Source organism: Streptomyces sp. NPDC055103 (assembly GCF_053607625.1).
In genome coordinates this window covers 1-13952 of record NZ_JBSGTX010000023.1, presented here as the reverse complement: position 1 = coordinate 13952, position 13952 = coordinate 1, and the positions used below count along the sequence as shown (strand labels likewise).

Annotated in this window: 13 protein-coding genes and 2 pseudogenes; 12 read left to right on the top strand and 3 right to left on the bottom strand. The window is 71.7% G+C overall.

From position 1 onward, the window contains the following. Positions 1 to 40: 40 nt before the first annotated feature. Positions 41 to 1306, bottom strand: coding sequence for an IS701 family transposase (locus ACWFR1_RS16735; RefSeq protein ID WP_453551574.1), 1266 nt, complete (start codon positions 1304 to 1306; stop codon positions 41 to 43). Positions 1307 to 1666: 360 nt separating this feature from the next. On the opposite strand from ACWFR1_RS16735, the gene crcB (ACWFR1_RS16730) reads away from it, so the two are divergent. The 3 genes from crcB (ACWFR1_RS16730) to crcB (ACWFR1_RS16720) are packed head-to-tail and all read left to right on the top strand — an operon-like array spanning position 1667 to position 2792. Then, positions 1667 to 2092, top strand: coding sequence for a fluoride efflux transporter CrcB (gene crcB / locus ACWFR1_RS16730; protein WP_453551571.1), 426 nt, complete (start codon positions 1667 to 1669; stop codon positions 2090 to 2092). Beyond that, entirely contained in the window at positions 2092 to 2439 is a 348-nt protein-coding gene (locus ACWFR1_RS16725) for a DUF190 domain-containing protein (RefSeq protein WP_453551569.1), read from the top strand. The genes crcB (ACWFR1_RS16730) and ACWFR1_RS16725 overlap by 1 nt, the downstream gene beginning before the upstream one ends. Beyond that, complete coding sequence (crcB, locus tag ACWFR1_RS16720; protein WP_453551566.1) at positions 2436 to 2792, top strand: fluoride efflux transporter CrcB; 357 nt, start codon at positions 2436 to 2438, stop codon at positions 2790 to 2792. Before ACWFR1_RS16725 ends, crcB (ACWFR1_RS16720) begins: the two co-directional genes overlap by 4 nt. Before the next feature lie 9 nt (positions 2793 to 2801). Here the strand turns inward: crcB (ACWFR1_RS16720) and ACWFR1_RS16715 are convergent. Beyond that, positions 2802 to 2942, bottom strand: a pseudogene (locus ACWFR1_RS16715) (factor-independent urate hydroxylase); the annotation flags it as partial. Between the two features lie 49 nt (positions 2943 to 2991). After that, positions 2992 to 4140, bottom strand: coding sequence for a winged helix DNA-binding domain-containing protein (locus tag ACWFR1_RS16710; RefSeq protein ID WP_453551564.1), 1149 nt, complete (start codon positions 4138 to 4140; stop codon positions 2992 to 2994). A 130-nt stretch (positions 4141 to 4270) separates the two neighbouring features. Between ACWFR1_RS16710 and ACWFR1_RS16705 the strand changes: the two genes are divergently transcribed. The 9 genes and pseudogenes from ACWFR1_RS16705 (at position 4271) to ACWFR1_RS16665 (ending at position 13538) form a co-directional block, all read left to right on the top strand. Next, the gene (locus ACWFR1_RS16705; protein WP_453551561.1) at positions 4271 to 5941 is read left to right on the top strand and encodes a DUF2079 domain-containing protein; all 1671 of its coding nucleotides are present in this window, start codon (positions 4271 to 4273) and stop codon (positions 5939 to 5941) included. Between the two features lie 132 nt (positions 5942 to 6073). Beyond that, positions 6074 to 6940: a hypothetical protein gene (locus ACWFR1_RS16700; protein ID WP_453551558.1), complete on the top strand. Its 867-nt coding sequence runs from the start codon at positions 6074 to 6076 to the stop codon at positions 6938 to 6940. A 217-nt stretch (positions 6941 to 7157) separates the two neighbouring features. Continuing rightward, positions 7158 to 8495 (top strand): esterase-like activity of phytase family protein, encoded by a 1338-nt coding sequence (locus ACWFR1_RS16695; RefSeq protein ID WP_453551556.1) that lies wholly within the window; start codon positions 7158 to 7160, stop codon positions 8493 to 8495. A gap of 66 nt (positions 8496 to 8561) precedes the next feature. Then, positions 8562 to 9290, top strand: a complete 729-nt coding sequence (locus tag ACWFR1_RS16690) for an SDR family oxidoreductase (RefSeq protein WP_453551553.1) — start codon at positions 8562 to 8564, stop codon at positions 9288 to 9290. Between the two features lie 115 nt (positions 9291 to 9405). Next, positions 9406 to 9774, top strand: a pseudogene (locus tag ACWFR1_RS16685) (FAD-dependent oxidoreductase); the annotation flags it as partial. A 344-nt stretch (positions 9775 to 10118) separates the two neighbouring features. Beyond that, entirely contained in the window at positions 10119 to 10361 is a 243-nt protein-coding gene (locus tag ACWFR1_RS16680) for a hypothetical protein (protein WP_453551551.1), read from the top strand. A 338-nt stretch (positions 10362 to 10699) separates the two neighbouring features. Continuing rightward, positions 10700 to 11353, top strand: coding sequence for a DUF6928 family protein (locus ACWFR1_RS16675; protein WP_453551548.1), 654 nt, complete (start codon positions 10700 to 10702; stop codon positions 11351 to 11353). Between the two features lie 68 nt (positions 11354 to 11421). Further along, complete coding sequence (locus ACWFR1_RS16670) at positions 11422 to 13071, top strand: restriction endonuclease fold toxin-2 domain-containing protein (RefSeq protein WP_453551545.1); 1650 nt, start codon at positions 11422 to 11424, stop codon at positions 13069 to 13071. A 14-nt stretch (positions 13072 to 13085) separates the two neighbouring features. After that, positions 13086 to 13538 (top strand): hypothetical protein, encoded by a 453-nt coding sequence (locus tag ACWFR1_RS16665; RefSeq protein ID WP_453551543.1) that lies wholly within the window; start codon positions 13086 to 13088, stop codon positions 13536 to 13538. Positions 13539 to 13952: the final 414 nt, after the last annotated feature.

Sequence of the window (13952 nt, the reverse complement as noted above, 5' to 3'; positions counted from 1 at the left end):
GGGTGGCTAGCGGGGAGCCGATGGGGTGCCCCCCGCCGGCTCAGCTCGCCGAGCGGCGCGACGCGTATCCGGAGTCGTAGGCCGCGTCCCAGTCCGAGGTGGCCAGGAGTGTCGCCGCGTGGGCCGCCGAGGCCAGCGTGATGTGACGGTGCCAGCCGCGGAACGAGCGGCCCACGAAGTCCCGCAGCCCCGCCCCCTCGCCGACCTCCGTGAAGTCCCGCTCCACCCGGCGCGCGAGCTTGGTCAGCCGCAGCAGGGAACCGACGGGGGAGCCGGCCAGATCGCTGATCCACACCCGGGCCGGGGCCCGCCGCGGATCGTCCCACTCGCCGAGCAGCACCAGCGGCCGCATCCGCTCCCCGCCCGGGGTGGGCAGCGCGACCCGTACGGCCGTGGCGAGCGACGTCCGCGACGTCCGCACCCCGGCCACCGTGTCCACCCAGCTCACCGGCCTGCGCAGGCCCTTGAGCGACTCCAGGATCTGCACCGCCGACAGCGGCCCCGCGCCGAAGCCCGGCAGCGAGCGGTCCGCGATCGCCAGCCGGGAACCCGCGCCGATCCGCGCCACGACCGGCACCCCGGCCCCGGCGAGCCGGGTCAGCGCCGCACGGCCCGCCCCGCCGCGGATGTCGAGGAGCACCGGCTTGCGGGTGACGTCCGTCCAGCGGGCGGTGTCGAGCGCCGCGGCGACCGCGCACTCCTCCAGCGTCTCCTCGCCGGCCTCCTGGGGAACCTCCGCGCGGTCGCGCCGCGTACGGTCGTTGACCCAGGGGTCCGGCAGGAAGAGCCGCCAGTTGACCGGGACGCTCAGCTCGTCGCTCGCGAACCACACCCCGAACGCCTGCTGACCGTGGAAGACCTGACCGCGCTCCGGGTCGAAACGCCGGTCCACGCCCACCGAGTGCTCCCCGGCCTTCGGGATCGGCATCGGCCGTACCACCCAGGCCTGCGGGCAGCTGTTGCGCTCCAGGTACCGGGCGAGCGCGGCCCGCATGGGCTGCCAGTCCCAGGTGGAGCTGGAGACGAAGTGGTGCAGGCTCTGCTCGGCGGCCGGCCCGCCTATCTGCGCGGCGATGTTACGGATCGACTTGCGGCCCTGCGCGGTGAGCAGGCCGTGCAGGTACTGCTCGGCCTTCAGGCGCTGGTCGCGGCGCGGGAAGCCGGAGAAGAGCGCGGAACACAGCTCGGCGTAGGCCTCCTCGCCGGAACCGGCCACACCGACGGGCCTGGCGACGCTCCGGGGAACCGTCAAGGACGAGACGGCCCCGGTGGTGGCCCTGCGCTTGGTTGCGACGGATGTACTCACGACACTCCTGCCCGAAGGTTGCGCAGCTCCCTCCCGCTGCTCCACCACCGTCGCCCGTACCCGCCTCCCGGGACGAGGTGTACCCGGCACCCGAATCGGCCGCCGAATGGTGGCCGGACCACCTCCCCCCGTGTCACCCCAGCTCACAGCCGTCACCGCGACCCCACCGCAGAGCCCTCTCACGGCCGTCCGGAATACCCCGAGGGGGGATCTGACAGACTCACCGGCACCGCTTTGACCCGTCGCGCGGAGTGGCCGGACCATCGCAGAGCGAGGCCGCACAGGCCGGCTCACGGTTAATGCCCCAGGCCGGGAACCGCGCCTGTGCGCCTCGCCTCGACGTCCCCTTAACCTGGGGATATGGAACCGCGCGGACAGCTGCCGGTCGTCGGGGCGGTCGCCGTCGGCGGCGCCCTCGGCGCGGCCGCCCGCTATGGCGCCACGCTCCTCTGGCCCACCCCGGCCCACGCCTTCCCCTGGACGACCTTCACCGTCAACCTGGCCGGCTGCGCCGCCCTCGGGACCCTGATGGTCCTCGCCACCGAGGTCGTCACCGCCCCGCACCCGCTCCTTCGGCCCTTCCTCGGCACGGGCGTCTGCGGCGGGTTCACCACCTTCTCGACGTACACCCTCGACACCCAGCGGCTGCTGAGCGCGGGCGACCCGACGCGCGGCCTGCTCTACCTCGGCGCGACCGCGCTCACCGCGCTCGCCGCCGTCTGGGCGGGCGTCGCCGCGACCCGGACCGCACGGGCCAGGGCACAGGAACGGGCGAGGGGGTGCTGATGACCCGACTCACGGGCCGGGCCCTGCGGCTGACGGTCCTCATCGGAGAGAACGACACCTGGCACCACCGGCCGCTCTCCACCGAGATCGTGCACCGGGCCCATGTCTCCGGCCTCGCCGGCGCCTCCGTCTTCCGCGGCGTCGAGGGGTTCGGCGCCTCCTCCCGCATCCACACGTCCCGCCTCCTCTCGCTCAGCGAGGACCTGCCGGTCGCGATCCTGATCGTGGACACGGAGGAGCGGATCCGCGCCTTCCTGCCCCAGTTGGACGAGCTCGTGGAGGAGGGGCTGGTGATCCTCGACGACTGCGAGGTCGTGCGGTACGTCGGTCGGGAGCGCCAGGAGTGAACTGGCTGCTCGTCATGGCCGGAGCCGCCGTCGGCGCGCCCCTGCGCTATCTGACGGACCGGGCGGTCCGGGCCCGGCACGACTCCGTCTTCCCCTGGGGCACGTTCGCCGTGAACGTCGTCGGCTCGTTCGTGCTCGGGGTGCTCACCGGTGTCGCCTCCGCCCGTCTTCACCTGCTGCTCGGGGTGGGCCTGTGCGGGGCGCTGACGACGTACTCGACCTTCTCGTACGAGACGCTGAAGCTGTACGAGGACGGGGCGAAGGGGTACGCGGCGCTGAACGTGACCGGGAGCCTGGCCGCCGGACTCGGAGCCGTATGGCTGGGAGTCGAGACGGCGGCCAGGCTCTGGTGATCAGCCGCCTCAGGCGGTGATCCAGTCGCTGGTCGCGATCACCGGCTGCACCCCGTCACGGTGGGCGGTGCCCTCGATCAGGCCGTGCATCCGGTCGGCCGCGAAGTACACCTCGTTGTCGTTCTTCAGACCGAACGGCTCCAGGTCAACGGCGGCCGGCGGTGGCCGGCAACGGCGGCCGGCAGAGGCGACAGGTACGTCAGCGTGTCGGGAACACCTTCGTCTCGACCACGGGCAGGCCCTTGGCCCACCAGTGGTCGTAGCGCCGGTAGACCAGCGGGTCCCGGTCCGCCAGGAACGCCCCGAGGGTCTCCGCCTCACCGACCAGCTCCTCCCAGGCCCGCGCCGGGAGCGGCCGGAACGCCGAGGCCTCGATCCCGCCGTCGACCGGCCGCCACACTCCGGCGACGTACCCGTCGACGAGCAGGGTCGGCAGGACGTCGCCGTTCACGCGGATCACGGACCTGCGGTACTCGGGCGGGATGACGCGGCCGCGGTCGGCGTACGCCAGCATGACGCTGTCCCACATGGCCATCAGCCGGGCCGGGGCGTGGACGTCCTCGTCGGGCAGGGCCGCCCCCGGCACGTCGTACAGCACCACCCCCTCGGGCCCCTCAAGACGGTCGACCCGGCCGTCGAGCGTCGCCAACGCCTCCCGTATCCGGCCCCTTTGCGTCATGGAGAACTGCGCGATGTCCGCGACGGACGCCGGCCCGAACCCCTCCAGATAGCGCCGGACGAGCACCGCGAGGCCCGCGGCGACCGCGTCCGGATCGGTGCGCTCCGGCAGTTCGTCCGCCGTGACGAACGCCTGCGCGGTGCCGTACGACCACGGCGGTCCCGTCGGGGCGTGCCACAGCGGCGCGTACTGCCGGATCATCCGCCAGGCCACGGACTCCACCGGCCCGCCGCGGCCCTCCTCCAGGCGGCGCAGCATCTCGGCGCCGGTCCGCGCCCGCTCGGCGTACGCGAGGAGCCCGGGCAGCAGCGCGTCGGCGTCGGCCGGGGTGAACCCCGCCGCCCTGAACCGGTGGTCGCCGAGCCGCGAACCGCGCAGCGTCGGCTCCATGCCCTCCCGGAAGGCGCGGTAGTCCTCGACGTGCACCATGTGCAGCGTCAGCCGCATCAGGGTCGACCGCACCGCCCTGAAACCCTCCACCGCCCCGTCGAGCAGGCCCGGTTCAAAACCCGCGACGCGGTTCCAGAGAGCCACGTACGGCGAACCCGGCTGCTGCGCCTGGAGGGCGACCACCCGCCGCAGGGCCTCCTCGACGCCGACCGGAGCCCGCTCCAGGAGCAACTGACGTGCGAGAGTGGCGCGGTTGAGGGCGCCCGGGGTGATCATCATGGCCCGATTCTCGCTCCCGAACAGGCGGGACACGTACTGTCCCGACATGGGATCGACCTCGACAGCCCCGACACACATAAGGAAGCGGGCGGCCGGCGGCCCGGCGCCGACGCCGCGGCCGACTCCGCCCGTGCCCCCGCGCCGGACCGTGTTCCGGTCGCGGTTCGGGTCCTGGTTCCGGCCCTGGATCCGGTCCCTGACCCGGTCGCTCCGCGGGCGGGCTGCGGTCCTCACACTGCTCTGCTTCCTCGTCTGCTTCGGGCTCGGGATGCAGTCCTGGACGGCCCTGCGGCTCACGGGCTTCGACCTCGGGATCTTCGACCAGGGGGTGCGCGCGTACGCGCACTTCGAGCTGCCGAGGTCGCCGATCAAGAACGTGCACCACGAGTTCCCGCCCGGCTTCTCGCTGCTCGGCGACCACTTCACCCCGGCGCTCGCGCTCCTCGCGCCGCTCTACTGGGTGTGGGACGACCCGAGGGTCCTCCTCTTCGCGCAGGCCGCGCTGTTCGCGGCCGGTGTGCCGGTGGTCCGGCGCATCGCCCGGCGCTGCTTCGCGGGCGCGGGTGACGGTGCGGGCGCGGGCGCAGGTGACGGCGCGGGCGCGGGCGCGGGCGACGGCGCGGGTGACGGCGCCGATCCCTTGGTCGTCCGCCGCGCCGCCGACCTCGGCGGGCTGGTGTACGCCCTGGGCTGGCCGCTCCTCAACTCCTCCTACAACGGCTTCCACGAGGTGGCCTTCGCGGTGCCGTTCACGCTCCTGATGCTGGAACGGGGACTGGCCCGCCGATACGGGGCGGCGGCCTGCTGGGCGCTCCTGCTCTGTACGGCGAAGGAGGACATGGGCCTGGTGGTCGGCGCGTTCGGCCTGGTCCTGGCGGTACGCGCGCACCGCGCGGGCGACCGCGCGGGCCGGGCGACGGGCGCGGCCCTCGCGCTCGCCGGGCCCCTGATCTCCGCCGTCGTCATCGCCCGGTTCATCCCGGCGATGGGCGGCCCCGAGGGCTACTACTGGTCGTACGGCGGTCTCGGCGCCGACCCGGGCGCCGCGCTGACCCACGTCCTCACCGCCCCGTGGGTGCTGCTCCAGGTCTCGGTCACACCCCTCGCCAAGGTCGCCATGGTGGCCTGGATCCTGGGCTCCCTCGCCCTGCTGCCGCTCGGCTCGCCGACCTTCCTGCTTGCCGTGCCCCTCCTCGCGGAGCGGGTCCTCTCCGACAACCCGAACCACTGGCCGGTGATCAACCACTACGACGCGTTCCTGTGGCCGATCCTCGTCGCGGCGTCCCTGGAGACCCTGGCCCGCCTCCACAAGAACCGTGCGGCGCTGAGGAGATGGGGGCTCGCCGCGCTGGCGCTCTCCTCGGCGGCGGCCGTCACCCTCGGCCTCGGTCTCCTCGTACGCCCGGACCAGTGGCGCCCCAGCCCGGACAAGCGTCCCCTCGCCACGGCGGCGGAACGGGTGCCGGACGGCGCGACGGTGGAGGCCGACAACACCATCGCCCCCCGCCTGACGGCCCGTACGCACGTGGTCATCGCCGACGGGACACCGCGGGGCGCGGACTGGGTCCTCCTCCGCGTGGAGAACAGGACGTTCCCCTTCGCCTCGACGGAGGACCAGAGCGCGCGCGTCGCACTCCTCCTGGCCCACGGCTACACGGAGGTCTGGCGCCAGGACGGATCGGTTCTGCTCCACCGCGCCACCCGCGTCCCGATCCCCGGCGCGCACGTCCCCGGCCCGGACAGCACCCCGATCCGCGAGGCCGTCCCGGAGGACGTGGGCGCCGACCTGCTGCTGCGCTAGGTCGTGTCCGGAAAGTCCCGCCTGAGCCGCGGCGCCTGGCACGCGCGGCGCCGGCCGGGTGTCGCCGCCGGTTCACCGGCTCCACGCCCGCAGGTCACGCGCCCCTCACCGGCCCTCGTGACGATCAGCGGCATGACCTTCACCTCGCGGGCCTCGCGCCCCGCCGCGGCCGCTTCGGCGATCGCCCTCGCCGTCGCCGTCGCGCTCCTCGCCCCGACCTCCCCGGCGTACGCCGCCGCCAACGCCGTACCGACGTACGAGGTGAAGATCAACCTCACCGCGGCGGCCCTGGACTCGGCGTACGCCCCGAGCGCGGCCGTCAAGACGGCGTTCGGCATCACCGGCTCCGCCAAGGTCCGTTCGTACAGCTACTACGACACCGACGGCCTGGCCCTCGACGCCCAGGGGTGGAGCGTCCGCCTCCGCCACAAGAGCGGCTCCTCGTTCGAGGAGACGTACAAGAAGCGGTTCCCCGTCACGAACGGCGACATCAACGCCGCCCTCACCGCGGCCAACGCCGCCGGCTTCGACAGCGGCGACACCAACTACGAGGCCGAGATCGACTGGGGCTACGCCAAGCAGACCCTCAGCTTCAGCAACGAGAAGAGCCACAGCGCGAGCGGCTACTCGGGCACGGCGATGCCGTCGAGCACGACGGGCCGCACCTGGCTCGTCAACGACATCCCCGGCAAGCTGGAGGACTGGGGCAGCGCCGACTGGGGCCGGAACACGCTCCAGCTCTCCCGCGCGCACGGGCCGGTGACCTCCAAGGTGTACGGCGGCGCCTGGGGCCCGTCCGACGACGCGAGCATCGAGGTGCTGCCTGTCGTCGGAGCGGGCGGCACGGGCACGGAGTACGTCGTCGAGCTGTCGTTCAAGACCGACTCGTACGCCGACGCGGCCGACCTCCACGAGGACGCCATCGCCGTCGCGGAGGCCAACGGCTGGCTGTACCACGGCGACATCCTCAAGACGCGGCTGATCCTCGACCGGTACTGATCTCCGACCGGTACTGATCTCCGACCGGTACTGATCTCCGACCGGTACCGATCCTCATACCGGTACTGACGGGTAGTGCGTCGGAGACGCGCGTTCACCCAGGACTCACCCGGTCGTCGCGCACACGTGGCCGGGCGTTGCGCGCGGAATCGCACCATGAGCCCGCGCCCAGCCCCCTCGCCAGTGACTTTCCCCGCACGTACACCAGGGAGTTCAGTTGAATCCGCGTCTCCTGCGCCGGCCCGCCGCCGTGGTGCTTCCCGTCTCCGCCGCACTCGCGCTCTCGGTGGTGGTGGGGACGGCCGACGCGACGCCGGCGCACCACGACACCGGCGCGCGGGTCGTCTCCACCTCGACCCTGCCTGACCTCCCGCTCGCCGCCTTCAGCAACGGCCTGCTGCCCGGCAGCGTCGACGACGACCGGGGCGTCGACCTCGGCGGCATCGGCAGTGACCTGTACCCGGCCGAGCGGCCCGGCGAGTACTGGACCGTCACCGACCGCGGCCCCAACGGCCAGATAGCCGTCGGCAAGGACAAGCGCCGGACGTTCCCCGTGCCCGGCTTCGACCCGGCCGTCGTGAAGATCCGCGCGGTCGGCGGCCGCGTCCAGGTCCTGAAGTCGATCCCGCTCACCACGGCGTCCGGCGCCGCCGTCACCGGCCTGCCCAACCAGCCCGGCCGCGACGAGGCCCCGTACACGTACGACGCCTCGACCCCGCTCCCGTACAACCCCAACGGCCTGGACACCGAGGGCATCGTGCGGGACCGGGACGGCAGCTTCTGGCTCGTGGACGAGTACGGCCCGTCGCTCGTGCACGTCTCCCCGAAGGGCCGGGTCCTCGCGCGCCACGTCCCCAAGGGCCTCGGCCTCACCGGCGCCGACTACCCGGTGATCGAGTCGCTCCCGTCGATCTTCCTCCAGCGCAAGACCAACCGCGGCTTCGAGGGCCTCGCGCTGCTCCCCGGCGGCGATCTGGTGATGGCCCTGCAGAGCCCGCTGCTCAACCCCGACAAGGCCGCGGGCGAGAACTCCCGCACCACGCGCCTGCTGCGCTTCTCGACCCGTACGCACGAGGTCACCGGCGAGTACGCGTACCGCTTCGACCCGGTCGAGGTCGTCGAGCCCGGCCAGACCAAGACCGCCGAGCTCAAGATCTCCGCCCTCGTCGCCCTCGGCGGCGACCGCCTCCTCGTCCAGGAGCGCACCGACAAGGCCTCCCGGGTGTACGAGGTGAACCTCCGACGCGGCACGGACATCCTCGGCACCACCTGGGACACCCCCGCCGGCCCCACCCTGGAGCAGCTCGACGACGCGGCGTCCGCCGAGGTCCCGGTCCTCTCCAAGAGCCTGGTCGTCGACCTGAACACCGTCGAGGGAGTCCCCGGCAAGATCGAGGGCATCGCCCTCGAAGGCCGCTCGACGCTCGTCCTGCTCAACGACAACGACTTCGGCATGACGGACGGCCCCGCGGCCTTCGACGCGGCGGGCCGCCTGGTGGACAGCGGCGTGGAGACCACCCTGGTCCGCGTCCGCCTGCCGCGCCCGGTCCGCTGACGACGTCGAGCGCGTGAGGCGCCACGGCTACGCTCCGGGGATCAACTCTGGCGGAAGGAGGCGCGCGTGGATCTCACCGGGCGCACGATGGTGATCACCGGGGCCGGGCGGGGACTCGGGCGGGCGGCGGCCTTGAAGGCGGGCCGGGCGGGGGCGCGCGTGTTCGTGTCCGCGCGGTCGGCGGCGGCGGCCCGGAGCGTGGCCGACGAGGTGGCGGCCGACTCCGGGGCGAGCGCCGAGGCGTTCGCCTGCGATCTGGCGGACCCGGCCTCCGTACGGGCCTTCGCGGACGGAGTCGCCGCCCACACCGGCCACGTGGACGTGCTCGTCAACAACGGCGCCCGCTACCTGCCGGGCCCCGACCTGTGGGACGCCGACGACGACGCGATCACCGACACCGTCGCCTCCGGGGCCACCGGCACACTGCTGACGGTCAAACACTTCCTGCCGCTGCTGCGCGCCTCCGCAGGCGCCGACGTGGTCAACCTGGTCTCGTCGGCCGCGGAGACGCGGAACCACCGTTCCCAGGCGCACCCCGCTTTCTACGCGGCCAAGGCCGCCCAGGCCGGCTTCGCCGACATCCTCTCCGAACGGCTCCGCCCCGAGGGCATCCGTGTCATCTCGCTCTACCCGCCGGACTTCACGGACGGCGACCCGCTCCACCCGGCCTGGGACCAGGCGCCCCGGACCGCGGGCGATCCGCTGACCGCCCAGTCCGTGCTCGACTGCCTCCTGTTCGCGATCGGGCAGCCGCGGGACTGCTTCATCCGCTCCTTCCACTTCGAGCAGATGTAGGCGCGCTCACCCGCGGGCACCGCATGTGACTCACGTCACATGCGGTGCCTGTCAGGAATCGGGACGCTGCTCCGCTCAAGTCACCGAGAGCCAAGCGAACCGACAGGAGCGAGACATGAAGCACCACATCGTCGTCCTCGGAGCCGGCTACGCCGGGGCCTACGCGGCAGGGACCCTGGCCCGCCGGCTGTCCCCGCAGGACACCGAGATCACCGTGGTCAACGCCGAGCCGGACTTCGTCCAGCGGCTGCGGCTGCACCAGCTCGCGGCCGGCCAGGAGATCGACGCTCCCTTGCTCGCCGACGTCTTCGCGGGCACGGGGATACGGCTGCGCCTGGGCCGTGTCACGGCCGTCGACCCCGAGCGCCGGACCGTCGCCGTGGCCGACGCCGACGGCGGCGGCGAACTGGGCTACGACACGCTTCTCTACGCGCTCGGCAGCCACGGCGACGACCGCGGCGTCCCCGGCGTGGCCGAGCACGCCCCGGCGCCCGGCCCGAGGAGGTCGTGGCGATCGACGTCGGGGACGTACGTCTGCCCGATGCGGAGGCCGCGGACCAGTGGGGGGAGTTGCTGCTCCACACCGCTCACCCTGAGGTCGGGAAGCAGTGGACGGACACGGGTGAGGTACGCGAGGAGCGCGGGCTCAAGGGGCGGGCAGCGGACGACACCCGCACGGTGCCCTGTCGTCCCGCTCTGACGCGGATCCTCCGGGCCCACATCGAGAAGGAAGGGCTCAAGCCCGGTGACCTCTTGATGCAGGGGGAGAAAGGGGGAGACCTCGCCGGATCCGTGATCCGCCGAGCGTGGCGGCGGGCTCGAAAGGAAGTGCTCACTTCGTACGAATTCGGGACCCCGCTCGGTCGCCGTGTGTACGACCTCCGGCACACCTGCCTGACGAACTGGCTCAACGCCGGCGTTCCGGCCGCGACCGTGGCCGAGTGGGCGGGCAGCAGCGTCCCCGTTCTCCTCACCACGTACGCCCGATGCATCGACGGGCAGCTCGACGACCTGAAGCATCGGATCGAGCAGGCGGGGGAGCTGCCGGATCCGGCCGCGGCGAGGGCCTGAAAATTTCCCCGCGTATTCTCCGCAGCCACCCGCAGAAACCCGGTATCAGCCGGACAGCGTCGGACGCGTCCCGACCCCACCAGGGGGCGCGTCCGGCCTCTCGGTCGCGCCTCGAATGTCGCTCTGACCAGCAAAAAGACCCTCCCGAAGGAGGGTCTTCCGTCGTGCGCCCCCGGCAGGACTCGAACCTGCGGCCAAGTGCTTAGAAGGCACTGGGTGGGTGGGGGAGCGGGGTGGCTCTGACCTGCGCGGATGCGGCCGGTAGCCGGGCGCCGCCGAAAACTTCGGGCGTTTTCGGGACGGCTGGACTGTCGGTGGCTCCGGATAGCGTGCGGCGCATGGGAGCGAAGACGGCGCTACTGGCGTACGCGGACAGAGATGTGGCCTCGGTGCTGAAAGCGGCCAGTGAGCCGACAGCCGAGGACACGGCGGCGCTGATCGCCCGGGTCTTCCCAGGCTGTCGTGCGGAGCTGACGGAGGGTGAGGTCCTGGGAGAGGCGACGTACCCGCCGGACGGCCTCACGTACGCGGCGAGCTTCACGGGCGTGGACATGGTCTGCGACCGGCGCTTGATGTTCGACCGCCCGTCGGAGTTGCCGGCGCACCTCCTGGAAGCGACAGCAGGACGCCGCGTGATCCTGCACGCGATGCACAGCGTCTCGGACTGGCTCGCCTTCGCGGTCTGGGAGGACGGCCGTCTCTGCCGCTCGCTGAGCCTCTCGCCGGACGGCGGCATCGTGGAGAACATCGGCGACCCGTTCCCCTTCGAGACGCCCTACTGGACGGGTGAGCGTCCCGTGGAGTTCGACCCGGAGTGGGACGAGGAGCCGTACGCCCTGCCCTTCCACCCCCTGGAACTGGGCAATGAAGCCCTGCGCGCCTTCTTCGGCTTCCTCCTGGAAGGCCGGCCCTTGCCCGAGGACGTCGACCCGGACGAGGTCCCAATGCTCGGTTTCCGCCTGTTCGCCGACAGCAATGAGCCGAGCAGATGACATCGCCCAGACGATGACATCCGCCTGAGATAGGTTGACGATTCACGTCTGCAAGGGGGGGTGCGACGGTGGCCGGTCTTGCTCCGGACGTCAAGTTCATCGCGGAGGGAATGATTCGCGGCTCCATGGGGCTTCTCGACACGATGCGGGGAGCGCGTGACACGGCTATCGCCGTCGGCCACGAACTGGCGCGGCAACACGGGATGGCAGGGGGCGACGAAGCCGGGCGAGCCTTCGCCAAGGTGTACGTCTCGGCAGCCTCCGCGACGCTCGACAAGATGGGCTTCAGCTCGTACGTCCTTGGCGAGACGAGCAAGGGGCTGATGCGCAACGCCCGCGAGTTCATGGCCGAGGAAAGCCGACAAGTCTCTGCCTTCCTGGGGCGGCAGGCCGACCTCACGGCGGGAATGGGCGACCCCGGCGCCGACTGCACCGAGAACTACCTCGGGCTGGGCCAGGAGCTCCCCGAAGTGGTGGGGGAGACCGCCTGGTACGAGCAGTACGCCCCCAGCGGCGGCAGTGACCGCTTCCGTGGCTCGCCGGAGAAGATCCGGGACGTCGCCGGCTCCTGGCGTCACGCCGGGGTGCTCATGCAACGCTTCCTGGAAGACGCGCAGACCTACGCCCTCACCGCGAGCAAGGCACACTCCGGCGAGGCCGCCGACGCCTTCCAGACGTACGTCAAGTACAGCGTCGGTCTTACCTGCCCTCCGGCGAAGGCGGAGGAAGGCGAGCCACTGGTGACGAATCTCGTCGCCGCCTGCACGCAGATAGCCAAGGCATGCGACCGGTACGCCGAGCACGTGGAGGCTGCCAAGGGGAAGATCGCCGAGCGCAAGATGGACCTCTTCGCGGTCGACATGCCCTGGGACCAGCCGATGTTCGGGGGCAACGGATACGACGGCGGACTGCTCGATGCCGTGCTCGGGGACTCCTGGATCCGGGACCTCGGCTCCGTGGGACATGCACTGGACTCGTCCGCCGCACGCATCAAGCTCCCCGCGGCCGATCCGCCGGCGGCGCCCGCCATCCCCGGACTCCCGTTCCTGCCGCCCCTCATCCCCGCGCCGATTCCCGTACCCGTCCCGGTCGTCCTCGCGTCGTACACCGGGCAGGTCCCGGCGCTGGCTCCGATGATCAACCCAGTCGACCCGGGTATCTCCTTCGCCGACCCGATTCCGCCGGTCCCTGGGACGACCCGTCTGCTCACCGCGGCAGAGCAGCAGCAGTTCCGCGCGTGGACGAATAACCTCCGACCCGGCGGCCTGGCCGGCGGCGGTGGCCCGGCGGCCCCGGACAACGCCTACCAGCTCCGCGTGGCCGGCTACCCCGAGCGGGAAGTGCCGTTGCTCGGGAGCAAGCGCGGACTCATGGTGGACGGCATACGCCCCCTCGACGGCCATCTCGTCGAGGCGAAGCACGTACGGGACCCGGACTGCACGAAGAAGAGCTTCCGCACCCTCGACCGAGTCGAAGAGACCCTGACGAAGCCCGTCAAGATCAACAACCAGGGGAAGATCTCATGGGACCCCGTCGTCGACTCCATGTACGCGGGTGACGAGAAGGAACTCGTCCGCTACAAGCAGGCCATGGCCAACCCCGCGAACAACGAGATCAGGGGCTTGGAGATCGTGACGAACGGACGGGACAACGCCGTCTACTGGCAGTCCATGATGGCGATGACGGGCACGCCCGGCTCGACGCGGTACGTCCCCTGAGCACAAGGAAGACCATGGCCACGGAACGAAACATCCGGACGAACTTCGCCTTCTATCCCCCCGAGGGGGACGGCGGAGCCTGGCACGCCACACTGGACTCCCTGGAACGGGCGCTGCGCGAGGCATTTCCCGACCCCACCATCGGGCACCGGAGGTCCGGCGTCCACGAGATGACCGTGCTGGACTTCGAGATCGAGCTGGCGCCGGACGTGTGGCTGGACGGCACCGCGGCCATCACCGAGCCCGACTACGCCTACATCACCCTCACCGACGTAACCGCGGACGAAGCCGGCGCCTTCGCCGTCTGGCTGCGCGACTCCTTCGCCCCAGCGCCCAACCTCGTGCGCTTCGCCAGCAGCCTCGCCATGGCGAACGGCGAGGACACCCCCTCACCGCTGCCGACCGAAGGGGGCCGCGAAGACATCGGCGACCTGCTGCGCCGGCACCTCGACACATTCGACTACTGACGGGGCAGGACCTCGACTCCGGCGATCATCGAATCGAGGGCCTTGCTCGCCACATCTGCAATGCGACTCGCGAATGCTACGACTCCGAGCCACGGCCCGACTGGCAGAGGACTCCGACATCCCTGCCCTCATCCAGAGCATCGCTAATGGATCGTCCCCGGCATAGTGGCGACTCGACGCATTGATCCGCGGGCAGACGGACGACTGACCGACCCCAGACCTGCGGGCAACGCAGGCCGGGAGCCAGCGATCTCCGGGTGGCTCAGGTTGGAATCGCGCCGGGTTGGGGCTGGGCGGGTATTGGTGGGCTGGCGGCGGGTGAAGTGACCCCTCAGGTCCCGACACTTCCGTTTTATGCCGCGAGGCTCAGCCGTTGATGGCAGCGGACCCTCGCCTGGTACGGCGTGATGTAGC

Coding starts and splice junctions, on each gene's coding strand:
- crcB (WP_453551571.1), top strand. CDS start 1,667: ATGGAACCGCGCGGACAGCTGCCGGTCGTCGGGGCGGTCGCCGTCGGC.
- ACWFR1_RS16710 (WP_453551564.1), bottom strand. CDS start 4,140: ATGATGATCACCCCGGGCGCCCTCAACCGCGCCACTCTCGCACGTCAG.
- ACWFR1_RS16675 (WP_453551548.1), top strand. CDS start 10,700: ATGGGAGCGAAGACGGCGCTACTGGCGTACGCGGACAGAGATGTGGCC.
- ACWFR1_RS16700 (WP_453551558.1), top strand. CDS start 6,074: ATGACCTTCACCTCGCGGGCCTCGCGCCCCGCCGCGGCCGCTTCGGCG.
- ACWFR1_RS16725 (WP_453551569.1), top strand. CDS start 2,092: ATGACCCGACTCACGGGCCGGGCCCTGCGGCTGACGGTCCTCATCGGA.
- ACWFR1_RS16665 (WP_453551543.1), top strand. CDS start 13,086: ATGGCCACGGAACGAAACATCCGGACGAACTTCGCCTTCTATCCCCCC.